21 protein-coding genes are annotated in these 22,739 nt (G+C 52.8%); 1 reads left to right on the plus strand and 20 read right to left on the minus strand.

The genetic code is table 11. The annotated features are described in order from the left end of the window. Positions 1 to 229 precede the first annotated feature (229 nt). From K3169_RS04745 to K3169_RS04795, 11 genes are read right to left on the minus strand one after another with little or no spacing between them, the layout of a single operon-like run. Positions 230 to 937, minus strand: a complete 708-nt coding sequence (locus tag K3169_RS04745) for a DsbA family protein (protein ID WP_263270332.1) — start codon at positions 935 to 937, stop codon at positions 230 to 232. Continuing rightward, entirely contained in the window at positions 934 to 1,233 is a 300-nt protein-coding gene (locus K3169_RS04750) for a hypothetical protein (protein ID WP_231672310.1), read from the minus strand. Before K3169_RS04750 ends, K3169_RS04745 begins: the two co-directional genes overlap by 4 nt. Further along, complete coding sequence (locus K3169_RS04755; RefSeq protein WP_263270335.1) at positions 1,230 to 4,232, minus strand: conjugative transfer ATPase; 3,003 nt, start codon at positions 4,230 to 4,232, stop codon at positions 1,230 to 1,232. The genes K3169_RS04750 and K3169_RS04755 overlap by 4 nt, the downstream gene beginning before the upstream one ends. Beyond that, on the minus strand, positions 4,232 to 4,687 hold the full coding sequence (locus tag K3169_RS04760) for a TIGR03751 family conjugal transfer lipoprotein (protein ID WP_263270337.1): 456 nt from the start codon (positions 4,685 to 4,687) through the stop codon (positions 4,232 to 4,234). Before K3169_RS04760 ends, K3169_RS04755 begins: the two co-directional genes overlap by 1 nt. Next, positions 4,665 to 6,152, minus strand: coding sequence for a TIGR03752 family integrating conjugative element protein (locus K3169_RS04765; RefSeq protein ID WP_263270339.1), 1,488 nt, complete (start codon positions 6,150 to 6,152; stop codon positions 4,665 to 4,667). The genes K3169_RS04760 and K3169_RS04765 overlap by 23 nt, the downstream gene beginning before the upstream one ends. Continuing rightward, on the minus strand, positions 6,142 to 7,065 hold the full coding sequence (locus K3169_RS04770) for a TIGR03749 family integrating conjugative element protein (RefSeq protein ID WP_263270341.1): 924 nt from the start codon (positions 7,063 to 7,065) through the stop codon (positions 6,142 to 6,144). The genes K3169_RS04765 and K3169_RS04770 overlap by 11 nt, the downstream gene beginning before the upstream one ends. Next, on the minus strand, positions 7,062 to 7,724 hold the full coding sequence (locus K3169_RS04775; protein WP_263270343.1) for a PFL_4703 family integrating conjugative element protein: 663 nt from the start codon (positions 7,722 to 7,724) through the stop codon (positions 7,062 to 7,064). The genes K3169_RS04770 and K3169_RS04775 overlap by 4 nt, the downstream gene beginning before the upstream one ends. Further along, a complete protein-coding gene (locus K3169_RS04780; protein ID WP_263270345.1) occupies positions 7,721 to 8,113 on the minus strand; it encodes a TIGR03750 family conjugal transfer protein in 393 nt (130 codons plus the stop codon). The genes K3169_RS04775 and K3169_RS04780 overlap by 4 nt, the downstream gene beginning before the upstream one ends. 15 nt (positions 8,114 to 8,128) lie before the next feature. Next, complete coding sequence (locus K3169_RS04785; RefSeq protein WP_263270347.1) at positions 8,129 to 8,497, minus strand: TIGR03745 family integrating conjugative element membrane protein; 369 nt, start codon at positions 8,495 to 8,497, stop codon at positions 8,129 to 8,131. Positions 8,498 to 8,517: 20 nt separating this feature from the next. Further along, positions 8,518 to 8,757, minus strand: coding sequence for a TIGR03758 family integrating conjugative element protein (locus tag K3169_RS04790; RefSeq protein WP_231672318.1), 240 nt, complete (start codon positions 8,755 to 8,757; stop codon positions 8,518 to 8,520). Beyond that, positions 8,754 to 9,116 carry an RAQPRD family integrative conjugative element protein gene (locus tag K3169_RS04795; protein WP_263270349.1) on the minus strand — a complete coding sequence of 121 codons (363 nt, stop codon included), beginning with the start codon at positions 9,114 to 9,116 and terminating at the stop codon, positions 8,754 to 8,756. The genes K3169_RS04790 and K3169_RS04795 overlap by 4 nt, the downstream gene beginning before the upstream one ends. 1,054 nt (positions 9,117 to 10,170) lie before the next feature. Between K3169_RS04795 and K3169_RS04800 the strand changes: the two genes are divergently transcribed. Continuing rightward, a complete protein-coding gene (locus K3169_RS04800) occupies positions 10,171 to 13,980 on the plus strand; it encodes an SIR2 family NAD-dependent protein deacylase (protein WP_263270351.1) in 3,810 nt (1,269 codons plus the stop codon). An 83-nt stretch (positions 13,981 to 14,063) separates the two neighbouring features. Here the strand turns inward: K3169_RS04800 and K3169_RS04805 are convergent, their stop codons facing one another. From K3169_RS04805 to K3169_RS04845, 9 genes are all read right to left on the minus strand, one after another. After that, positions 14,064 to 14,360 (minus strand): DUF4177 domain-containing protein, encoded by a 297-nt coding sequence (locus K3169_RS04805; RefSeq protein ID WP_263270353.1) that lies wholly within the window; start codon positions 14,358 to 14,360, stop codon positions 14,064 to 14,066. 9 nt (positions 14,361 to 14,369) lie between these two features. Next, positions 14,370 to 15,833 carry a UvrD-helicase domain-containing protein gene (locus K3169_RS04810; protein WP_263270356.1) on the minus strand — a complete coding sequence of 488 codons (1,464 nt, stop codon included), beginning with the start codon at positions 15,831 to 15,833 and terminating at the stop codon, positions 14,370 to 14,372. Between the two features lie 9 nt (positions 15,834 to 15,842). Further along, entirely contained in the window at positions 15,843 to 16,592 is a 750-nt protein-coding gene (locus K3169_RS04815) for a TIGR03747 family integrating conjugative element membrane protein (RefSeq protein ID WP_263270358.1), read from the minus strand. A gap of 39 nt (positions 16,593 to 16,631) precedes the next feature. Further along, positions 16,632 to 18,791, minus strand: a complete 2,160-nt coding sequence (gene traD, locus K3169_RS04820) for a type IV conjugative transfer system coupling protein TraD (protein WP_231673986.1) — start codon at positions 18,789 to 18,791, stop codon at positions 16,632 to 16,634. A gap of 11 nt (positions 18,792 to 18,802) precedes the next feature. Then, positions 18,803 to 19,309: an integrating conjugative element protein gene (locus K3169_RS04825; RefSeq protein ID WP_263270361.1), complete on the minus strand. Its 507-nt coding sequence runs from the start codon at positions 19,307 to 19,309 to the stop codon at positions 18,803 to 18,805. Beyond that, a complete protein-coding gene (locus K3169_RS04830) occupies positions 19,306 to 19,863 on the minus strand; it encodes a lytic transglycosylase domain-containing protein (protein WP_263270363.1) in 558 nt (185 codons plus the stop codon). The genes K3169_RS04825 and K3169_RS04830 overlap by 4 nt, the downstream gene beginning before the upstream one ends. Beyond that, complete coding sequence (locus tag K3169_RS04835) at positions 19,848 to 20,594, minus strand: TIGR03759 family integrating conjugative element protein (protein WP_263270365.1); 747 nt, start codon at positions 20,592 to 20,594, stop codon at positions 19,848 to 19,850. Before K3169_RS04835 ends, K3169_RS04830 begins: the two co-directional genes overlap by 16 nt. A gap of 8 nt (positions 20,595 to 20,602) precedes the next feature. Continuing rightward, a complete protein-coding gene (locus K3169_RS04840; RefSeq protein WP_263270367.1) occupies positions 20,603 to 21,316 on the minus strand; it encodes a hypothetical protein in 714 nt (237 codons plus the stop codon). A 324-nt stretch (positions 21,317 to 21,640) separates the two neighbouring features. Beyond that, complete coding sequence (locus tag K3169_RS04845; RefSeq protein WP_263270369.1) at positions 21,641 to 22,690, minus strand: hypothetical protein; 1,050 nt, start codon at positions 22,688 to 22,690, stop codon at positions 21,641 to 21,643. Positions 22,691 to 22,739: the final 49 nt, after the last annotated feature.

The raw sequence follows: 22,739 nt of genomic DNA on the forward strand, positions 1-22,739 counted from the left end.
TAAAGTTGCACGCCCAGGCTCTTACAAGTTCGCCATCAATGTCAAGGCGCGACATTGATCCATTAGGCCAAGTCTCCTGCAGGAACTTATGATCAAGACATGATGAAGGTGTTAATCATGGCTTCGGATGGCATCAATGCTCCGGACTTGCATCCGCAGCAGGCGAGCTAGTGAGGCTTGTTCAGAGACCGGATTGTTTGTTCTGTCCTTCTACACAAGTCGCATGCTTTCACTTATGACCGCCGCTCGCGTCCGTGCTTGCCAGCCAGTCGATAGCGGATAGCAGTAGGTCGCCGTCGGGGGCTCCCTCAAGCTTGATGGATCGCGCAGAGAGATTGTCCTTGATGACCAACGTCGGTGTGGCGGTGACGCCTTCCAGGCTGGCTTGGTGAGCCTGGCTGCGAACAGTCCGTTGGACAGAGATATTGTTCGCGGCGCATTCATCAATAGCGTTCTGTCGATCTTCAAGCCCCGGCACCTGTGGATTAACAGCAACCCCTAAACCATTCGACCGAGTGCGTTGATAAATGATTTCCAAGGCCATCCAGAACGCTTTATTTCCTCCTTCGATGCCCGCGCATTCTGCCCACCGAGCCTCATAGCCTGCCACCGGTTCGTGCATTGAAAGCGGTAGATGGTGCCACTGGAGGTTCACGTCCGGGTGCTGGTCAAGCCAGGCTTTGAGGTGCGGGAAATAGTCCTTGCAGTAGGGGCACTCGAGATCCCCATACTCGATGACGGTGAATCGAGCACCGCGGCTCCCGTAAACCCATCCCCCAGAACGTGTATTCGACAGCGGTGTCATTCCGACTTGATCATCAGCGGCTTCGGCCGGCTTGTACCCGGTGTCGTGAAGCCATGCATAGCTCCAGACTGCCAAGGCGATCGCCACTATCGAACAAGCCGCGATCTTGTGAAAACGCATGGGCCGCTTCATGCGGATGCTTCATTGTCTAGGAGCTGCTTTGTCAGCAACTCTTGGTCCAGCAGCGCAAGAAGAGCTTTCTGCGCGCTTTCGGGCTGGGGATGATGCTCAAGCCACTGGTCCAGTGCTTTGTGAAGTTGAGACTGGATCTCTCGACGATCAACCGCCACATGTTTCACGACTTGCAAATGCTCGATCAGAACCGGGGCACAGATCTTCAATGCCTGCAGGGATTCTTCCTGCGGGTCTTTGAGGATTTGGGTCAGGCTATCGATCAAATTTTGAGTCAACGCATCCATGGCTCTCATGCCAGGTTCTCCAATGCATGGGGTGTTGGGAATGTGATTTTTAATGGTTCGATACCGCGCTTTCGATCAAGGTCTGCAGCCACTTCCATTGCGGCTCCCAACTCGTCGACTCCCAAGGACTGCATCAGGTCATATCGTTGCTTCTTCTCTTCAGGCTCGGTCATGGCCAACGCCAGGTACAGACTTGGCGGGACAGCGCGAAACAGGACTTCCATTGACTTGGAAAGCACCACGCCCTCCGTGTATTTCCCGCTCTCTTTACGGGCTGAAAGCATCAAGCCTTTCTGGGCCGGTGTCAGCTCGCGGAAGCGAGAGATCTTTTCCACCTCATCAGGCGGCATATTGAGGCAGATCCACCACTCGATCATGTTGAGCATCGGCGCAGCGGCAGGGGGCAAGTCATCAATGTTCTGCGTAGCCAACCAGAACCAGGCACCGAGTTTTCGCCACATTTTGGTGATCTTGATGATGTAAGGGGAAAGCAAAGGATTCTTGGTGATGATGTGACCTTCGTCTGTCACGTTGACGAGAGGACGGCCCTTGTATTGGTCACGTTCGGCTATGTTGTTCACGGTATTGATCAGCGAGATATATGCGATCGACAACTGGGCGTTGTAACCCTCACGTGCGTAGGTCGCTAGGTCGACAATCGTCAAATCTGCTTCAGGCCATGGCGTCCCCGAACGGTTGAACATCTCCCCATCGGCACCCATGCAAAACATGTCCATGGCTTCAGCCATTTCAAGCATGCGGTTACGCCTAGACTCCGGTATGGAGGTATCCTCTCCGGCAACGCGCAGCGCGTTGCGCACATCCTCGGTCAGCACAGTGCGATTAGCGTCAGAGCATGTTTTTGCTGCAGAAAGGATGCAGTGCCGGATTACGCTCCGGTCTGCTCGCGTCAGTCGAGCGTCCTCCTTCTCCTCTCCACCGGTAATCATGAGACGGGCAACGATCTCCATCTCGCCCAGAACATCGCGTTCGTCATCGTCTTGATCAGACTTGGTACTCAGGTCCTCATCAGAGCTTTCGAGATCATCAGCGTCCAAGGTCTTGACCTGACTCGGGGTATTCACCAGGCGAATCGCATCAGCGAATGGAGCCAGGCTTACCCCTGAGTTCGGAGCCAGCTTTATTCTGTTGACCGTCAAGCCCAACTTTTTGGCGAAGTCACCAAGCAGGCCAAAGCTATTACCCGCTTCAACGATGAATAGCCGGGGTGCATAAACAGCGATGAGTTGATTGAGCAGATTATTCAACGTGGCGGACTTACCGGCCCCTGTCGGGCCAAATAGGAACATGTGCGCGTTCATCTGACGATCCAGTTTGTTGAAAGGATCGAAGGTGAGCGGAGCTCCACCGCGATTGAAAAGTGTTATGCCGGGGTGTCCTGTCCCGCTGGAGCGGCCCCACACCGGACACAGGTTTGCCACGTGCTGGACGAGCATCATCTGAACGTACCAGTCCAGAGCCCGCTTTTGATTAACGTCGAAATTCCCAGGAAGCCAGCGTAGGTAGCTGTTGAGTGGAGCAACTTCGTCGTCAGTTGCCACTGGCTCCATGCCGGCGCCAAGCAATGCGTTCGTCAATTGCATGCTGCGTTCAGTAAGCTGCGCTTCGTCGCGTCCTTTAAGATAAAACGCAATACTGCCTCGATATAGCTTGTGCTCCCGACCGATCAGCTTCCTGGCATCGGCCACCGCCTCGCGGGTTAGTGCAGAAGCTTGGTTGTCACCGACCGATTTGCGTGCCAGCTTTTCTAGGTGTCCTTCCAATACATCCTGGGGAGTGATGACCATGGTGATGGCCAGCACGGTGTCCTCAGGCATTTTGTCAAATAGTGCGTGTAAAGCGTCACCGCCCTTGCGCGTTTCGCCGGTCAGGTGGCCTGTCCGTGGTGCCTCACGCAGACGATCAAGCATGATGACTCTGTGGGGCTGGCCATCGAAGTACCACAAGCCCTTCTGGCTGTCAGACTTGGGCTCTCGATAAAAGAGTCCTTGGGCAAAGTCGTCGCCAGTTACCAGAGGCAAGTCCTCGCCTGCGTCCTCGGTCCGCTTGTTTACCAGTTGAAAAAAACGATCAAAGTCTTTGAGTGTTGTTCCCAAATGATCTGGGTGTGGGTTGAACCACTGTAGAAGCCAGTGGCGGATGTCGTAGCCGTCCATGCGCTTGCTTTTGATGCCTGCGTTTGCCAGACCGCCTGTGAAGCGCTGACAGATGTTGTCTAGATGCATGGCTGGGGTTTGACCACGAAATGCTGCATCGCCAACTGCCCGACGATATACCACCACCCGCACGCGGCGCTGTTGGCCGCGCCAAGGCAATTTTGAAACAGTCGTGTCCTCAAATAGACCACCGGGTTTGGCTATTGCATCCAGATGATGTTTGAAGAGATCCAAATACAGCTCCGTGAATGGACTGCCTTTGGCTTGTGGTCTGATGTACTCACGAAGGTTTTTTAGATAGTCGTCCCAGCTGGTCTCATCTTTTGCGTAGAACTGAACAACCCACGGCGACGTATCGAGCTCGTCGAAACTGTTCTGCAATGCGTTTTCAAGCGCATCTCGGACTTTGCGAAGCCATTCGGGGTCACGGCCTTCTGTCCCAATCGGTGTGAGCTCGAAAAAAGCTGCCAAGGATTTGCCGTCTTCGAGGAGCATTGCTCGTTCGGCTGGCAAGTATTCGGTCCATGGAAGTAAATCCACAAAGCTTGGTTTTACGTCGTAAAGCGCGGCTACGTCGGCGATAGTGGCAGGTTTCTGCTTCGGATTTTTCCAATCGCCTGGTGCAGGAATGCCTTGATCAGCCAATCGCTTGAGATATCGCTCAAGGGCTGCATCTACGTCAGATTGATCTGAAGCCGTCAGATCTGCGACAAGGGTTTCGGCTTGTTCTACGTCAGCGCTTGACCCTATGGAGAGGGACTCGCCGGGGGGAAAGTCATCAGCGGTGGAGTCGAGGCGAGTGCGGCCTTTGAGCCGTTCATAAAAATTCATCAGTAGTCCTCTACCCGCTCGCCAGGCATGGCGTACTGCACGCGCTGATAAAGAGGGAATACAGTGGTATAGCCAGGAACTGGTGCTGGATCGGACCCGGCAAGGTGTGGAAACACGTACATGACCAGGTCGGGATTGGGCAGTCGCTTGAACTGGCTGTAGATCTCGTTCTGAGCAGTGCGCGTGTAAGTCGCGCTGTCTTGCATGGGCTGGGCAGAGCGCACATCGATAGGTCGGCGCAGCTCGGCACGGGCATCGAGCAACTGTCGTCCACTGGCGCTACCTGCCGAGCCGGTTGTGCCTTGGTTCCAAATATCCGTCATAGTGTTCGGACCATGCGGCAACATCTGCTCTTTGTCTGTCGAGCATCCAGCCAACAATGCCGCTGTCAGGGAGCAATACATCAACACCCAGCGCGTTGAGCCTGCGTGATCAATCCAGGTTGGCATTGGCATGGTTCGCTCCTGTCGCGTACTTGACCTTACGGCCCTTGAGTTCGTAGTCAATTTCCAATTCTTGATCAATGTGAAGCGAGACCTGCGCCCCGGGCATGACGTAGATGGCCGCGAACGCTTGCCCATAGAGCTTGTTGACCCAGCTCGAAACGTCAGTCACCCCCTGAGTTAGGATCTTTCCCATCGCCTCGTTGCCAGACAACCCCGTGCTGCCGAGCGTCCCCGAGGCATTGGATACGTAAGATGAAGTACTACCTTCGGTCTTGATCAAAGACGCCGCTCCTGCTCCAGCTGCAGTTATCAGCGCTTGGGAACCGATATATTGCTGCGCGTTGCTGCGTCGCTCGCCGCCAATGCATGGGATTCCGTATGGGTCGCTGATCCAGCCCAGACCGCCCTGGATGGGCTGCTGATCACCGGAGTTGTTCTGATTGTTGTTCTGTTGATTGTTGCCCTGGACAGGGGCAGGTAGCGTGCGGACTGTGCCGTCGTTGAACACGAAGGTCAGACTTTTGATTTGTCCTCGCACGCATGAGAGGGTCCAGTCGCCGGAGGCCGTGCCGCTGGCCACAGCACCTGCTACGTCTGGGAGATCAATACCGTTGGCGGTCAGATTGTCTGGACCAATCAGTACCTTGAAGGGGTAGGGGTCATTAACGGTTCCGTCTACTGGAACCCGTCCAATCAAAGCTGACATGGCCACTGAGCCCATCAAGGTTGAGTTCTGAGGCAGGGTGTAGGCTCGACGTACCTTCTTCCGATCCTGTTGTTGGGCACCTATGTCATCGCGAACTGCCTGAGCGCCAGTGGTGAGAGCCATCTGCCCTCGATCCACGGAGTCTCCAAAGGATGTTGGAAAACTGTAGCCACTCGCGGGCACGCTGGTACCGGCAGTAATTGGTTTACCGTTGCTGTCCAGGGCGGTCGCGTCTTGAGGGTCAATCCAAACGATATCCGAACCGCTCGCCTCCGATTTGAACTGATTGCCATCACCAGGTTGAACGCCCAGACCGATAGGCAGATCCGAGTTTGAGGAGGTGTTCTGCCCCAGCCTGGTCAATTCGTCTATCTGCTTCCTGAGACCATCCAGCACGCTTTGCTGTTGCTGCTGGCTATCGAGTTTGAATTGATCCTGAGCGTTTTTCAGACGCTGCTCTACTGTCTGATCGATGTTAGCGAGCCGTTGTTTGAGCGCTTCGTTATCCTGTTTCACTGTCGAGTTCTGCGCGATGACGTCGGAGATCTGCTGCTTTAGCTCGCGTCCCTCAGCTACAACTGTTCGCAGAGTGTCGCTAGGCGTGTCTCCTTCCACTCCAAGTGCTTTCGCTTGCTCAGCAGTAAGTTTGGGCGCCGGTGCGTTTTCGGATTGTGGCGTGTTTACTCCTCCCAGTGTTCTGATGCCGATAAAAACCATCAGCAGAAGAAACGGGACGACCAGGTATTTGAGCAGCGGATTACTCTTCATGCTTTGCTCCCTGCGTTGCACGCGGATCTGCCGGGGCTGCAGAGAAAACTGTCGCCTGTGTCAGTCCATGGCCCCGGGTAACCAAGTACAAGGTCGTTGTGTCACTAGCATCGCCACGCGATCCAAGATATGGATGTTGGAACGCTGCTGTCACGAACTCACCCATGAGATCACGGGGATCTAGAGCGACGCGCTGCGCAGTCTGATTTTGCAACTTCACAGCAGTCACCCAGAAATCATCCAGACGCCACGCTCCAAGAGGGGTCGATCTCACCGGTAGCGTAGGAAGCAGAGTGGTCAGGTCCAGGCGGCGATCAACCTTCACCTGGCTAATGTCGTTAACAGGCTCGACGGTGCGTAGCGGGGCATAGAGCATCTGGGCTGCATAACGTGTCAGAACTACCGGGACAGGTGTTTCCCGTTTTGCCACTTCTTCTGGCTCATCGTCTTCATCGTTCGAGTGACTGGATTTTTGTTGATTCTGGGCATTGGCTTTGGTGGAGCGTGTTGCGGTCGCGCCTCCGTAACGTGGGGATGAGGTTTCACCCTCTACAATTTTCACGGGCTCCAACGCAGGTTGATCATGGGGTGCTTCAGTAGCGGCGATATCGACCAGTATGATTTCTCCGGTCTTGGCATTCTGCAGTTGGAGTCGAGTGGGTTCTATTGCTTCCTTCGGGAATAGATAGATCGCACCACCTGTGCTCTGTACCCGCAATTTTTCAGTTAATGACCGAGGCAGCCCTACACGAACATTCTGGTCAACGAAGATGATTCGTTCCTGATTGATGCGGAGAGGGATGGCCAAGGGCAATCTTTCCCATCGAAGAATCTCAACTGCTGAAGCGAGCTCGATTTTGCCCGCCACAACTATCAGTAACGCAGAGCATGTGAACATGCGCAGGAAACTCATTGGAAGACTCCCTTTTGCTGGGGGGCGTCGACATTTCCTTCGATTCGCTGCGGTGCGCCGCTATAGCAATCCCAAGCCAATCCAAATGGGTTGGTTTCTGGATCGACGTCCATTCGCACGACGTGCAGCGGGTATCGCGCGAGTGCGCGCTTGACCAATTGGCCCCCGTAATATTCGTCTGCGGTGATATCGAGCGTGACTTTCCAGTCGTCGACAGAGTTGGATATCGTCCTGATCTCAGGCGAATCTCCGTAGCCGCGCCCTGGGATTTCGTATACGCCACGAACACGTTTACGCAGCTCGCCGCTTGACCGGCGCAGTTCAAAGTCGCTCTGGAGGTATTGCTTACAAGCAGGGGTGATGTAAGCGCCCAAGCGCGTGATATTCGCCTGATAGTCCTGTTCACCATCCACAGGCCAGCGATTCATCTGCTGAAAGATGTACAAGCCGAATGTGTACACAGACTGAGGAGGGACGTCCCACCACAGTCGGGTGCTACCCGTTCGCAGATCCGGCGGAACGTGAACCGTCATATCCTTCGGCGCCCGGTACCACCCGATGCCGAGCCCTAAGGCCACCAGAGCTAGCACGACGATTGCCATCCTGAGACTCGTGATGTGCGCTCGTTGTGAGTCAGCTAGCTTTAAAAAACGGCTCATCGTTGCTCGCTCCGACGGCAAGTCCAGTTGCCTGATCGGATGACCAGATTGGCGCTGTTAAATGAAGTTGGCCCGAGCGTTGCCGCCTGCAGTTGCAACTTGCGATAGACCCAGGTCTCCGGTCGACCTCTTTTGAGACGTCGTAATACCCGGGATGCGATTAGCAACCCTAATGTCCCTCCGACGAGCGCGCATAGCACGGGCATGGACGGCGTGATCACAAAGGCGAGCGGCACGCCAATCACAAATCCCACGCCGCTACACCCAAAAACGGTCATCCACATCTCATCCGCCGTAAGACCACCAATCACCACAGGCTGGTTATTCAGGCGACTTGGCAGAAAACGCAGAGTGCCGTCCTCATGCTGGTCTTGCTGAATCTCGGTCATTGAATGGCCTACCAATTAAAGAATATTGGAGGCAGTAGTGACCAGGTAGATCACGATGCCGATCAAGCAGACGCCAACTACAGCAGTACCCCCCAAGTCAGCCCACTTTGCTTTCCCCATGTGGATATCGTGGTACACGCCCAAAGCATGTCGACCGACCATGAATATCCCGAAAGCGCAAAGGCACAAACCCAGAAGAGTAAAGCCGTCGAAAGCGTAGTTCTGGAACGTCTGCAGGAAGCTGTTCCCAGTGCCACGTGTGGGTGCCTGTGCACTCGGGAGAGCAGCAGTCGCACTACCTGGCCCAGCAGTTAGTAGCAGGGCCGAGTAAGGTCGGTGTTTCATGAAAGCCCGAGCTCGCGCGAATAGTGAAAAAAGTGGCATGTTTATCTCCTTGGAAAAATTCAGCTCAACAGCATGTAGGTCATGATCATGAACAGTAGGGCCCAGCGAACGGCTGATGCAGCCGCCGCTGCGCGATCCAGATTTCGGGTGGCCCATCCGCGATAAATGCTTAGAAATACCCAGACGCCCCATAGGATGAGGATGCCCATTGCAAGTCCGGTCCACAGCGTGTTGCTGCTCGCTGGTGTAAAGCCGGCTGCCGCTTGGAAAGCGTTGATCTGGGTCGACGACATCGTCATGGCGTGTGATCACCGCTGACGTTGTATTGGCCTGAGATCTCTAAGGGGTCGCGGGGCTGGGCTCGAGATGGAGACAGGTAGTCCTGCAGACCTCGGCGAATGCGAGCGATGTCGCTAACCAACCTGGAATAATCCAGGTGATAGCGCTGCGCCGATTCGTTTGGAAGGTCAGCGCTACGTTGTGCAACAGCCTCAAGCGCGTTGAGCTGGCGAATCATCACCTCAACGTTGGCTTGCTCGGAAGCCGTTCCGGCAGCCTGGGCATGTGTTGCTAGCACCGGGGTGCATAGGAGGACTGCGGTCAAGCAGATCTGCACGCGTGAAGACGTTGATCTGATCGCGGGGAGATTGATTTTCACGTCGCGGGCCTTGGATGCGTTAGGAATCTATGTCCACAGCATGACCAGTGACCCGACTTGATTCAGCCCCAAACCCTATTTACGTCTCAGGGGGTTTAAGTCAGTGTGTTGATGGACTTTTAAGGGTGAACAGTGTGTGACAAAAGGTCCCTGGATTCTTCAGTGCCCGAGCGCAGGATGCATTCAGCTGTGGGGCTGGTCGACTGATCGTAGAGCTGGGCTGGTAGTTTCTTTGACGTATATTCGGGAGCATGCAGTAAATGGGTCGAGAGCCAAAAAGCTTGTACAAATATTTGAGTTTTAGTGACCGGATGGTTGAGCAGCTTTATCACGGAAAGGTCTTCTACGCTGATCCTGGGACATTTAACGACCCATTAGATTGTCGGCCTGTCGTAGTCGCTGGGAACCAAACCATAGACGAGCTGCAATTGCTTTGAGATTGATGGTTCTTAGGCGTGTTCAAAAGGAGTCATCTGCTGCTCTGAAGCGCTTGAAGCTCAAAGGCGATAAGTTAGACTTGCATCGTGCTCGGCTAGGCGAGTCGGAGGTACAGGACGTTATTCTAGGCATTGAATATTCGATTAACGCTTGATCATGTCTTATGCGTTATAAACGAGCGCCACACGATATGCTCTGGCAGTTAAGCGATCTACAGCTCCCATTCATCTCCTTCACTGACTACAGGGTGTTCTTCGCTAACGACGATAAGATTTTTGCCGCGGTGCCTTAAACAACAATTCGATATTAAGCTTGATTCGGCAGCATTTCGATAAGTGATTTTGTCTATGGAGCCGGTCCACACAAAACGTTGGGTTTCAAGGCACGCCAAGTAGTAGCTAGTGTGCATGGCAAATTCTCAGGTTGTTGAATGGACGTGCTCAGCTTAGCAAAGAGTCGGGAGTGAGCTATACGGGTTCGAGTATCCTGATGGTAGGTGTTTTCAGTCTATATGAATCGCGGCATCAAACGGCCACTAATTTTGTATTGCTTGTTACGTCATTCACGGTAAGCTGCTTTATACGCCGCTTAGGCAGCCGAATCAATGGAGAGAGAAATGGCAAGCGGTCCAAACGATCAGGTTCATTATAATGCTGTACGCCGAGCCCTACTGAACGGCAATGCTGCAGTCATGGTTGGCGCGGGCTTTAGCAAAAATGCAGAAAACGGTGACGAGCTTGCAATTTGGAAAGACATTGCTCAAGAGCTTTGGCGAGAGTTGAATCCTGGAAGTGATGAATTGTCCGATTTTTCTTCTGGCGTAGTTACTCAGCTCGGAGAGCAGTATGCGAGGGTTTTTTCTAAGCCGGCGTTAGAGGAGCTGCTAAAACGTTTAATCCCTGATGAGCGCGTCGCGCCTGGTTTGCTCCATAGAAGCTTGCTGTCTCTTCCGTGGTCGGAGATTTTCACTACAAACTATGACACTTTATTAGAACGTGCCGCTGAAACTATCGTGGATAAGGCTCATTATACTGTTATGTGTCGTGAGGATATACCGCAGTCAAAAATCTTGAATCGTCGTAGGATTGTAAAGTTGCACGGATCATTTCCTTCGCAACGTCCATTTATTTTTACTGAAGAAGATTATCGTCGATATCCAGAGAATTCTGCACCATTTATAAATTTGGTGCGTCAATCCATGTTGGAGAATGTTTTTTGCTTAATTGGCTTCTCAGGAGATGATCCGAATTTTCTTTATTGGATCGGTTGGGTGCGAGACGTGCTTGATGCACACGCGCTGCCGATTTATTTGTTCGTTAATAAGGCTCCTAGTTTAGGGCAGCAAAAATTGCTTGAATCACGCAGAGTAACATTTGTGGTTTTGCCAAGCGATGATGTAGAGGAATGGGATTACGCAGCGCGTTTTGCGAAGCTGTTCGTCACCCTCAAGCAACCTCTTATCACGGATGTAGACAGGTGGGGGCGTGCTCCAGCAGCATTGGGATCTATATTCGACTTAGCTGATACTAGCCGCACTGTTTATGAGCGGGTTGTGGCGGCCACAATTATAGTTCGTGACCTGCGAAAAGGGTATCCTGGGTGGTTCATAGCTCCCTATGATGTAAGAGCCCGTTTCCGATATTGTGTCAGGGATATCCACGGAAATCTAGCTTCCCTCCAAGTGAGCGAGTATTTCGAAGCACATGCCCCCTATGTGGGAATAGCAGTGCTTGCAGAGTATTGCTGGCATCAAGAGATACTTCTGCAGTGTTTAGATGATCAACTTGCGGAACTCTCGCTGCGACTGCTTCAGCAGGTAGAGTCTAGATTATATAATGTTTCTATCGCCGAAGAAGGTGATTTGAAGGGTTTGGAGGCGCAAACACCTTATGCTTTTCAGCAGCGTTGGAAGGAATTAGCTATGGGGGTTTTGCGTTGGGCTCGTGAGACGGTACGTCAAGTTGAGTTTCAGATAGTCCTCCGATTGTTGGAAGATAATTTTTCCACTGATTTACATGTGGCCGATCAAATAACCTACGAGGATGTTTTATTCAAGCTGTATACCGGCCAGCGCGACATAGCCCAGCAGCTATTGAAGAAGTGGGATGTACGCTCACCCGACAGTTACATGCTTGTACGGAAAGGGATGCTGCTGGGTGAAGTAGGTGAGACTTCGACAGGTTTGAAGGTTGCTCTCTCTGGCTTGAAACGCTTGAGAAGTAATCAACGGTCACGCTCCAAGTCAACTCTTTACCTCTCGCAGGAAGCATGGGCGTGTCTTGCGATTGGGTATATTCAGAATGCTCAATTCAATCCTTACGACCAGCAGGCTCCTGAAGATGAGCAAGAGTTTCTTCCTGAGGTTGTCACGCAGCGACTGAGTGATTTGGCCGCAGTAGGTCACGACGTTGAAAGGGAGGTTTTACTGCTTACCGCAGACCTAAAAGCTGAAGCGCCAGCTCCATCTCAGTCTGTTACCTACACACCGCAATTCGAACTTGGCCGGTATTCCACCACTCGACACCTAGGAGGCGGTAGTGCTTACACAGCAAAGGTGCGCGCGTCTTTCTCTTGGCTAACTCTAACCGATCGAGTTGCTTTAGTTCCTAGGGTTGGTAACGCAACGTTCGACATTGACTTGTTCGGTCAAGCAGCTTGGTGGGTACAGCATGCTGACTCAATTCAACGTGTTCTTAGCGTGATGATAAGGTTACAGAATAGCTCAATGCTGGAACCGCGAAATCCAACTCAATTTATCCATTCAGCAGGTTGGCTGTCTCGTTACCAAGTCGCCAGGACACCTGAGCCACTTGCTGAAGAAATGTATTTACGTTCAATGGACTTTGTTGAGCGCATGTTTGTGCAAGGGTTTCAGTCTGATCTGGCAGAGCGAGTCATCACGTTCCATATGCAGGTTTCCTCTAGGCTCGTCATTCGTGTCACCACGGCAGGATTTGCCGCATCCCAACTTGAGAGATTGGTGAAGCTTTACAATCACGAACAGATGATATTGCGCCCAAGCCTCTGGAAAGAGGCAACAAACCTGACTTTACGCTGTTTTGAATCTTCATCACCTGGGGAGCGGCTTCAAGCACTTACGTCCATAGCATCCGTTCCTGATCTCCTCGAGTTAGGAGTACATGATCGTTTCCACGGGCGTTATTGGCTCCGATTGGACGCCTTTTACAAGCGGGAAAGTGATCTGAATATTCATAATCCATCCTCTGAGATGGAGTCAATTGTTGACAGCCTGGTCAATCGCTTGGCGGCAGGCGGTTTAATGAAGATTTCGAATTTGGTCGAACCGGAGGTTACAACTGCAAGCATTTGGCATCGCTTGTTTTGGATCAAAAATTGGGGTGGAATGTCCAAAAAACAAGTGGCAAATGTTGAGCGGATCTTGTTCGCAAACGGGGATTGGCCTGTAATTCCAGAGCGCCATCGCTGGGCAGCGTTTTTGTGGGTCGCCGGGGTACGTAAGAAGGCTTTACAAAAACGTTTTATAGATTGGATGTTCCAGCAATCGTTGGAGCATTTCTCGACAGTTTCACTGCGCAGTGATTCAGACAGTAAAGTAACTAGATCTTGGGGGATACGCGATGCAGACGAGTTTCTTATCAATCTTCGCCATTCGATTGATACATTCAAATGGTCTGAGGATGAAACAGTTAAGGCTCTCCTGATCATAAAGTCCTGGTGGGATGGGGAGTGGACGTATATTCGGCCTGAACTGGACAAGCTCGACGAAGTGAAAAAAATGTTTGTCACCCGTATGAGAGCTATTGACTCGATTCTAGCTGCTTTTATCGATATGCATTCATTCAAGGCGTTGAAAGATCCGACCCTTAACTTGTGGGTGGATGAGATGCGTACGGGTGTTGCTGTCGCAGACTCAAGCCTGTTTTGTACCGATCTTGCTTTCGCCTTCAAAGCAAATGATCAAGCTGCTTTGGCACATATCGAGGAAAAGGTACTCCTGAAATTATTCGACTCGGACCTCGCTGGTGCACATGACATTGCTAAAGTAATTTCCTACTGGGCTCGCCATGAAAATTCTAAGATATGCGATGCTCCAAATGGCTTAATATATGCGCTAGCGGGGGTCGTTTCTGGTCGGCGGATGCCTGTTTTACCTTGGGCTTTGAGTGCTGTGACTGAAATTTCAAAAACTAATCCTGACTGGATTAGTTCTAGTTGCTACGCGCTGTTGAATGTGGGGTTGAAGATCATGCTTTCGGAGTTGACATATGATGACCGACCGGATGGCACGGGTATACCAGATGACAGCGTCCCTGTGTTAAGACATGAGTGCGTAAAGCTATCTAGAGCGTTGAGTGACAGTAAGTTTTATCAGGCAGAGGATGCCTGTGGCCTCTGGCTTCGCGAAGCGATTAACGACCCTTTGCCAGACTTGAGATTTCTCTAGGGTTTTGATGGTCGTTTCTGCATGAGTGCTCATTTCTCAACCAATCCTCACCGCCCGCGACTTAAATGATGGCTAACGTTACATTACAGATGTCTTTTGAAAATGAACAAGAAGCCGATACCTAACGCGTAGCCAAAAGCCCAGCCTTGGGCGTTTTGATTGCCGACCTGGTCGTGTCCCCGATTGATTTGTTGAACGCTGACCAGCTCCCATCCTTCCCGGCCGTGTCGGTTCAACACAGCCAAGGATTCAGGGTTGCTCAAATAGCTGGCCACGTCCGGTTCGGTCGTCTCGTCCGTGGATTTGAACATCAGTACGCCGCTGGTAACGGTCTTATAGGGCAGGGGCACGAAGGTTTGGGTGTATTCAAAATTGGCCATAGGTAGCTCTCAGACGTGAGCCGCAATTACTGATCGGTTGTCTTTGAAGCGCTGCATGATGTCGATCACAAGTGAGTTGACCGCAAGGATATTCATAGCCCTGGTGACCGCGACATACAGAAGGTTCAGCTCATCGTCGCGCTTTCCTCGATCAATGTCTGGAGAAAGCGGATCTGCCGAGAAATCTTCATACAGTCCTACAAAGTCCCATTCCAAACCTTTGGCCCTGTGCGCAGTGCTCAGCGTTACAGTGGCATCGAGCTCCGAAGTGACAGATGCGCCTCGCAATTGCTCAATGCGTTGGGGCAGGTCGGGATAGTTCTCGATGATTTTGATCGAGCGCAGCATCTCAGGATCCTGAGTTGCCTTGGCGATGGCGACATACTGGTCATAATCGGCGTAGTCGGTGAGCAGTTTTCGCTGTTGGACCTGATCATTCATCGCACGGCTGAAATAGAACAGGTCCTCTAGATCTCGCAGCGAGTAACTGTCGATTCCACCAATCCATTGCATGCGGTGGTTCTGGTTGACCAAGCGCAGGGCGTTTTCGATCACTCCGCTCACAGTGCGATGCAGGTAGGTACGGTGCGGTAGATCGTCTGGCAACGTCCGTTTTACTTGAGTTGGCTGCCCCAATCCCTGCAGTGGGATTGTCTCGCCTTTGAAGGACAGAATTACGTTGGCCACGTAGGCAACCGCGGGCCCGAACCTGAAGCTCTGAGTCAGGAAATGCTTCTCTGCGTCCCTCATTGCCGAGCTGTTTAACGCATCCACCGCTCCTCTGAAACGATACAGCTGCTGATGACGGTCACCTACAGTCACCTGGGTGATTGTCTGTATCTGGACCAGATTAGCAATGACAGGGTTAACGTCTTGCCCTTCATCTAGCAAGATGGCACCAAAGCGCTGGCTCAGGTCCGGCTGGCTCATCTGGTAAAGCTTCAGATAGCCGTCGTGCGTCATGGAGACGGAGCGATCCTGGATATCGACCATCTTTTCCCAAACAATCCGGGTCAGATCCAAGGCTTTGCTCATGTATTGTTGCTGAACCGAGGTGAGCGTGCGATTGCTTTGGAATCGCACAAAGTGATCCTCCTTCAGCTCCAGGTCTTTGCTGGCCATGAATGCATTGAGCGTTGAGACAATATCCTTTGCCAGTTCCCAATCCTGGGTATTGATGGTCCTCGCGATGTCAGTCAAACGTAAATTGCCAGACTGCTTATGCTTGTACTGTGTGCCATAAACAGCATAGGCAAGGCCGTGAGCGGTTTTGCACGTCACGTTTCGAGGAAAGCGATTTTTGGCCGCGATCTCAACGGCTTTGTTATAGCAGAGGTACAACATTTTGACGGATGCGTTGTGCTTTGCATATCCGACGAGCGTCGTTGTCTTCCCGGTACCGGCGAATGCCTGAACCAGCAATTTCTTCGCAGATGAGTGGATAGCTGGCAGCTGTTCTTCTGTCCATTGCATGAGAAGCACCTAAAGGTATTTTTTAAAGCTGGAGGCAGTGATGCTGACAGCCAGGCCAAGTAGAGCTGCGCACGGCAAGAGCACAAGTAGAGGGCTCACGCTGAATGGCAGAGCCAAGTAAAGACTCCAGGGAATGATCACTAACGGCACCATCGTGGCCCGGGCTTTGTGATACAGGTAGCTGGATTCGCGACCAGCGCCGAACCGGCGAAGGTCTCGGCGCACCAGACCGTCGACAAAACCCACGAACGCCGTCATCACAAATAACGGAATAGCGAGTGTGAGAATCACCAGTCGTACACAAAAAACCAAAGCCGTGTACAGGGCGGCGAGCCCGTAATCCTGAAATTTGCTCACACCAACACCGAGCATGTAGCGCATGTCGAAACCACGCGACGGCTGACCAGTCTGGGCATAGTCAGTTGTGTGGTGAACCCATTCCTGAAGTCCCGTCTTCACCACGAGCCATTCATAAGTAGCTTCAACCAGCCAAGTCGCGGTTCTGCCAGGCTCTTGCACAACCACGCTCTGTAGAAACCCCTTCGACAACCAGCTGAGCTCATGATCGAGCATTGCACGAGCATGCAGCCAACCGGCCTCCGGCCAAAAAAAATACATACAGACCCATTCGACAATGATTGCCCCGCCTAGAGACAGAAACATTACCGCGGCGAATCTGAAGGGCAGGGTGAACAATGATCCGATGAACGTCTGTTCTTGGTCTTGTTGCTGTTTCGCACGATCGGCAACGTCTGCCATATCAGCTGTTCTCCCCCCGCTCGTTCAACGCATCGCATGTCATGCTGCGTCCTCGGCCGCTACGGCAATCTTTTTGAAGTCGTCAAGCAGATCTGCAGGCAGCGACTCGTTGAGGGTTTGATACCCAGGCGCAGCCCACCAGCCAGTGTCATCAACTTTGCCGACCTGATAGGTCTGTCGCATGCTTTCCGCCAATGCCTGCAGATCTGCTGGCATCACCTCATCAGGGTCATGCCCAGGCAGCGGCATTCTGACTTTCCACAAGTTGCCACCTTCAATCAAAGCGAAGCATTGGCCTTTGGGAAGGCCGACCACGTGCGCGGGCTCAATCATGGGAACGCTGACCTGTTGTACCTGGTCATGACTGGATGATGTGAAGGCTGTGCTGCCTGTTGCGGAATCATTCGCAGAGCTGGCCGGGGTGGATGTGAACACCTGCACCTTGGGCAGCTGATTTGTCAGCAGCTCCGCAGTGGATGTCTCACGCACTCGCAGCATGAACAGGTTGTTGAAGTTACCGATCACCTGCCCGGCTTTAGCTTTGTTGCCAATCTTGGCCTCAATGTCGCTCATTGTTTGGGTGTAGGCCGTAACCTGCATGCCAGCGCCGCCGCCCTTGTTGATCATCGGAATGAACTCCTCACCCATCAGCTCGTTGAATTCATCAGCGTGAAGGTTGATGGGCACCTTTGTTCCCGGGACAGCGCCTGGTAGGCCGTCATCGACTCCGAACTTGTAGATGTGACCTGCTACAGACACCAGGTCAGAGAACATCGAGTTGCCGACAGCAGCAGCAACTTCAGTGTCAGAAAGAGCATCCAATCCGACATAAACCACGGCTTTTTTTCGGACTACCTGCATCCAATCGAAAATAGGCCGTGGGTCGTTGACGTCCTGATAGTCAGGTGAGATGAGCTCCGCCATGCGACCGGTTGTGAGCTTTTCAAGAAGTGGAAGTAGCGAGGCGACGATCTTGTCGAAATAAGTCTTGTCGTAGCGCACGGCGCTGCGAAGTCCATCCATCACTGGATCAGCTACGCGGGTTTGGGAGAGGTATTGATCGATCGCCACCACTCGAAACGGACGGCCCTTCATGTTGAAGGGAATGTTTTTATCGTTGAGCTTGCCCTCGATGGCGACGATGGTCTCCCAAGCTTTGGGATCAAACTCATCAAAATATTTGGAGGCATATTCCTGAAATATTCCTTCGATGTTGATTACATGTTGCTGGATTTGCAGATAGTCAGGGCGCCGGCCCAATGCGACGAGAGCTCTCGCGATAATGTTCACAAAACGCCAGGCAAACTCACGAAACGCTGCAGAGTTGCCTTCGCCTGAAAGCTGACCCGCGATGCGTGTCGCGACTTCCGAGATCCTCCCGAATCGTCCCACGGCGTTGTAACGCGCGGAGTGATCTGGCCACCCTAGGTGGAATACATAAAATTCATTCAGGCGACCAGCACGTTTGCACTCCAGATACATGCGTTTGAGTAGGTCCGCATCGCCTTTAGGATCAAAGACGATTACGACCTCGTGCTGCCCATGTTTTTTACGGCGTATGTCTTGGGTGATGAACAATTCAGCCAGACGCGTTTTCCCAACACGAGTAGTGCCCAGTACTAGTGAATGGCCTACCCGCTCGCCCAAAGGGAGAGACACGTTTTCCTCAAATGGCTCAATGCCGTGCAACCGCGGCAACCCACCGACTGGGGGTAGAGGTCTAACCGGATTGATGGGCACGTCCCAAGACGTGGCTCTGGCCAAGATCCGGACGGGATAGGGTGCAAACTCCGCTCTCTCTTCAAATCGACGGGCTGCTCGGAACAAAGGTGTGGCTTCAACGTAGCTCGAGTACTTAGGTAAGTAAGTATCCATTAGCCGTTGCGTATGGCGTTGCTGCCAGCGAAAGCCAAGGCCAATAAACAGTCGTTGATTGCTCACAGGCACTTCTTTACTGGTCATCGTGTAATGAGGCAGTCGTCTGATGTTTCGTCGATAGCGCAGAACATGCCAAGCCTGTTTCAGCCGCACGAAACCTAAAGCCAGAAAGCCTGCAGACGTTACGAAGCCGAACAACGGGGTCAACGCAAACGCCCACGGCGCGAACACACAGAGAAACGCGCCTGCAGTGCACACGTACACGGTATAGAGCTCGACGGCAGGTCTAAGCAGGGATTCAATGGCGTAATCGTGAGCCATAGCCCAACCTCCTATTGCTCTATAGCAGTTGGGGTGATCAACACCGGGTAATGATTTAGGCCCAGTCGCTGAGACAGATCGTCACCGGAGGCGGGTGATACAAGCGTGTTGGGTAACCAGCTCTTGACGACGGCCAGCCGCTCTGGAGTCGCCACGTTCACGACTAGTCCTACCGCCTGCATCTGTTCGAGGAGCGCGCCGCGCTCCAGAACCCACCGGTGTGACGTTTCATCGTCTCCTATTAAGAACAAAGGTTGCAGGCCCGGGGCATTGATAACGCGGCCTTGAACGTTCCCTGGCGTCATGCGTGTTGTTCGGATCGGTAAACCCTGGGCTACGACAGGATTCAGCTGTGATGCCAGCCCGCTTGAGGTGGGTGCGGAGGGTTCAGGATTAAGAGATCGATAGTAGGGTAACGCTGAGATGCCACCTTTATCTTCAACGACTGTGAGATCTGCAGCGTGGCAAAGCACGGCCGTTAGGCAGAGCGCTGCGCCGGTAATGAATGATCGCTTCATGGGTTAGTCACCAGCATTTGGATGCCGGTAACCCGGCTGAGATGTTTGGCAAAAGCCTTTCGGTAATTGGCGGCCGGGGCACCGCCAGCAGGCCGGTGGTAGCGTCCCGCGACAGTTATCCAGTCACCGCCCAGTGCGTGTTGCTCAGCTAGAATTTGAGCGGTCACATCAAGATTTTTGTAAGGATTGAGTGAGTCGCATGGGTTTCTGGAATTAAATCTGTGCCCGTTCCAGCCCATGTTCACTTGTCCCAGTCCCACGTCTACCCGCTTGGGGCCTGCTTGAGCCAAGGCAATGATCAACGCGGTGCAGGCATCCGCCCGCGTGGCGAAACGATATCCGGCACCAGCGACGTTGAGTGTCCACGGCCACGGCACAAGCTGCCCGCGCAGTTTTGCACCACTCTCCTGCAGCGCCACCGAGTAGAGCACCTCCGATGGAATGCTGGCTGCGTGGGCAGCAAGCTGATAGGCGGGGGGAGGAAGCTCAGCTGCATGACTTGTCAGGGCACAGCAGATCACCGCAATGCCAGCCCATGTCACTGACGCAGCCATTGTCCATTCACCTCACGCACTACGGCAGGCAGTTCGCCGCCTAGGCTCAGACCAAGCCACCGCCCACCATCGTGGTTCAGAGTGATCTGCCGGGTTCTGACGTTTGCTGGATCGATGCCCGAAACAATCGCCCAGTTGCGAATTCGCTCATCGTCGTTCTGGCTACCCACCATGTACACGTCGAACGGCAGTTTCTGAGTTTGAAGGGCTTTTACCCGGGTTGAGCACTCTGGGCAGTCGTCTTTTACAAATACAGCCAAGCGGCCGTTACCCTGGTTAGCGGGGCTAGCGGCTGGCGCTTGTGAGGCCGAACTGGCGATCGGCATCATGTTGGGGTACAGGCGTCTGAATGCGTCGTCGTATGCCTGTTGGTATGCCAGCTCTTTGGCAGTACGCTGCGCCTCTGCCTTGACCTGTAGCTCAGCAAACCGGCGGCGCTCTACATCGCTACGGGCTTCGATACCCAACGCTGTGAGCGGATCTAGTCCTGGGGAGTACACCCCACGCGAGCTCTGCATTAACGTTTTATAGCGCTGCCAATCTTGGGGGGTAAGGTTCCATTCCCGGGCCAGCACCTCATCGCTGGATTGCGCTTGGCTGCCGACCAAGTTGCTCTGTTGTTCTCGGCTGTTGGACTGTGCAGAGTTTTCGTTCGCCGCGTTGGCAAGGCCCATGGGTGCTAGTAGGACGATCCCTACCATGGTGAACACTCTCATTTTGAATATCGACATATGAACCTCTAGGGACGCAGGGGCAGGATGCGAGGAGCGCCATTGATACTGAACAAAGCACGGGATTCGTCTAGGCTGCTTAGCTGCCAGTTGCTTCCTGCGACCATGTCACCGGGGCGAACGAGATTCAGCTGGCTCAGTCGAGTGCTGCCAGGGGGCGCAACGGAGAGAAAGCGTTCACCTCCGCGGTACTCGATTCCCACTATCGAAAAAGGGGCCGCAGGTTCCGGCGCTTTTGCTTGGGCCGCCACCTTCCGGGGCTGGGCTGCGGATTTTGCTTTGGGCTGTGCGACTGGCTGTGCACTGGGCGGCTTAGCGGTACGCAGCTCCTGCAACTTCACCTGCAGCTCTTCTAACCGCGCGCCCAAGACAATAACTTCTTGCACTGACGCTGCGTCTTGATCCGCATTTTGAGATGCTTGTTGGACCTGCTTTATCAGCGCATGCACCGCATCAATACGATTGGAGAGCGCCTGTTGGCTTGCCCGGAAATCATTGATCGTCACAGGCTTAAGCTGACTTACTGCGTCCAGCCGATCATCAACGCCGTTGATACGCTGCGTGATCGCGTTGACGGTATCGAGACTGGGTGACGAGTCGAAGCCCGCCCTGATCTGGTTTATTTGCAGCTGTTGATAGGCACAGACGCCGATCAGCATGATCAGCCCAAGCGCGCGTAAGACGACATTGCGGGAAAGAGAAGGGCGCAGTGGCAGCTTCATGGATGACCTCACTCAAGATGTGAGGCACAGTGGCAAAAGCCGCTTTGTGAAGCAGCAGGAAACCATTATTAGGTTGGAATGGGTTTTGATGATGGGACAGCTCCAAGGTCTTTAGAGTTATCGCAGATCAAGATCTTCAAGGGGCACCGCTTAACTCGATGGCCCGATAGCACCATCGCGCGTCTAGCACGTGCCGGAAGACTGCTTATGTTTAATCAGGACGTGCATCTTAGAGGTATCTCAGGCACACACGCCAGAATCTGAGTGCTATGTGTCATATGATCCTCTCTGCCTTTAGGTGTATGCGCATTTCGTAGGTGAACTCTATTCTTCAGAATAGAGATTCAAACCGCGCACGAGTGCCTCCTCTCTTTCCTCTCTAGTTAGCTGAGGACGCATGTCTGCGGCCGTTCCAGAAAAGTGTTCGACCCAAGGACTTATTGCAACCCAGTCCCATATAATCTCTGTCTGATTATTATTTTCAAAGTATTCCAGCCATTCGGTAAAGTAGCCGCCATCACTAATACCATTTATTTCTTGATAGGTTTTTTCACATCTTATGGAGGCGCTAACCAAAGCATTGCACCGGTCTAGGCTTAGCTGATTATTTACCGTTGGGTCGTACGTTTCGCTGCGGTTTTCCTGAAGCGTAATGAGTTTGAGAGTAATGTGAAAAAATCTCTCAGAAAATGAGGGGTGTGAACCAGCCCCGTTGTTAGTTTCTGGGATTGTACGTATTATCCAAAACAGGGCGAAAACAGTATACCGTCTGATGGCGATATCGGGAATTATCCCGCCAAAAAGCCTCTGCATTAACCTGAAAATCCCTGCTGTGGAGCACAGGTCGGCATCGTGCTCTAGAGCGCGCTGTACAGCGAGTGAACTGCCCAGTTTCCCTTCTACCTCGTGGTGATGTCTAAAAAGATGGGTAAACTCATGGCCTATTACCCATGCCAGTCCGAGTTGCGCGATCAAGTTCAGGCCTAAGATTACTGGGGCTTCCATTCCGAGCACCAAATGGGGCTGAGGCCATGGCGTATCGAGACAGTGGTCGATCATCCCGATGGTTATGATGATAACTCCGAACGGTGAAGCTTCAGCTCCTACATGCGAAGTTGTTTTGACAAAAATTTCGGGTGCCGGTGCTGCTACCCCCGAGTTTGACTTCATAAGTTCAAGGAGCTGAAGGCCAACGTCTAGCATCTCAGCTACCGCGTTTCTCCGCTCTTCCTGCAGTACACTGCTGAGATATTCATCAACAGTGAGTGTTTGGGAACTGTCAATGTCGATGAAGTTTTTCATTAATTTAATGCCTTCCAATGTAAGTTCTACACGCCCATTTGGCCATCGCTGCTTGGAGACCTTGCCAGTCATCAGTGTTCCGACCTGCGCACAGATGGGAATGGGCCTTTTTCCTTGAGCC

Origin of the sequence: Pseudomonas phytophila (genome assembly GCF_025643095.1) — a bacterium.
GTDB classification, from domain to species: domain Bacteria; phylum Pseudomonadota; class Gammaproteobacteria; order Pseudomonadales; family Pseudomonadaceae; genus Aquipseudomonas; species Aquipseudomonas quasicaspiana.

Bases quoted from the DNA above. Each gene is read 5' to 3' on its own strand.
- K3169_RS04745 (WP_263270332.1), bottom strand. From the start codon at position 937: ATGAAGCGGCCCATGCGTTTTCACAAGATCGCGGCTTGTTCGATAGTG.
- K3169_RS04750 (WP_231672310.1), bottom strand. From the start codon at position 1,233: ATGAGAGCCATGGATGCGTTGACTCAAAATTTGATCGATAGCCTGACC.
- K3169_RS04755 (WP_263270335.1), bottom strand. From the start codon at position 4,232: ATGAATTTTTATGAACGGCTCAAAGGCCGCACTCGCCTCGACTCCACC.
- K3169_RS04760 (WP_263270337.1), bottom strand. From the start codon at position 4,687: ATGCCAATGCCAACCTGGATTGATCACGCAGGCTCAACGCGCTGGGTG.
- K3169_RS04765 (WP_263270339.1), bottom strand. From the start codon at position 6,152: ATGAAGAGTAATCCGCTGCTCAAATACCTGGTCGTCCCGTTTCTTCTG.
- K3169_RS04770 (WP_263270341.1), bottom strand. From the start codon at position 7,065: ATGAGTTTCCTGCGCATGTTCACATGCTCTGCGTTACTGATAGTTGTG.
- K3169_RS04775 (WP_263270343.1), bottom strand. From the start codon at position 7,724: ATGAGCCGTTTTTTAAAGCTAGCTGACTCACAACGAGCGCACATCACG.
- K3169_RS04780 (WP_263270345.1), bottom strand. From the start codon at position 8,113: ATGACCGAGATTCAGCAAGACCAGCATGAGGACGGCACTCTGCGTTTT.
- K3169_RS04785 (WP_263270347.1), bottom strand. From the start codon at position 8,497: ATGCCACTTTTTTCACTATTCGCGCGAGCTCGGGCTTTCATGAAACAC.
- K3169_RS04790 (WP_231672318.1), bottom strand. From the start codon at position 8,757: ATGACGATGTCGTCGACCCAGATCAACGCTTTCCAAGCGGCAGCCGGC.
- K3169_RS04800 (WP_263270351.1), top strand. From the start codon at position 10,171: ATGGCAAGCGGTCCAAACGATCAGGTTCATTATAATGCTGTACGCCGA.
- K3169_RS04805 (WP_263270353.1), bottom strand. From the start codon at position 14,360: ATGGCCAATTTTGAATACACCCAAACCTTCGTGCCCCTGCCCTATAAG.
- K3169_RS04810 (WP_263270356.1), bottom strand. From the start codon at position 15,833: ATGCAATGGACAGAAGAACAGCTGCCAGCTATCCACTCATCTGCGAAG.
- K3169_RS04815 (WP_263270358.1), bottom strand. From the start codon at position 16,592: ATGGCAGACGTTGCCGATCGTGCGAAACAGCAACAAGACCAAGAACAG.
- traD (WP_231673986.1), bottom strand. From the start codon at position 18,791: ATGGCTCACGATTACGCCATTGAATCCCTGCTTAGACCTGCCGTCGAG.
- K3169_RS04825 (WP_263270361.1), bottom strand. From the start codon at position 19,309: ATGAAGCGATCATTCATTACCGGCGCAGCGCTCTGCCTAACGGCCGTG.
- K3169_RS04830 (WP_263270363.1), bottom strand. From the start codon at position 19,863: ATGGCTGCGTCAGTGACATGGGCTGGCATTGCGGTGATCTGCTGTGCC.
- K3169_RS04835 (WP_263270365.1), bottom strand. From the start codon at position 20,594: ATGTCGATATTCAAAATGAGAGTGTTCACCATGGTAGGGATCGTCCTA.
- K3169_RS04840 (WP_263270367.1), bottom strand. From the start codon at position 21,316: ATGAAGCTGCCACTGCGCCCTTCTCTTTCCCGCAATGTCGTCTTACGC.
- K3169_RS04845 (WP_263270369.1), bottom strand. From the start codon at position 22,690: ATGACTGGCAAGGTCTCCAAGCAGCGATGGCCAAATGGGCGTGTAGAA.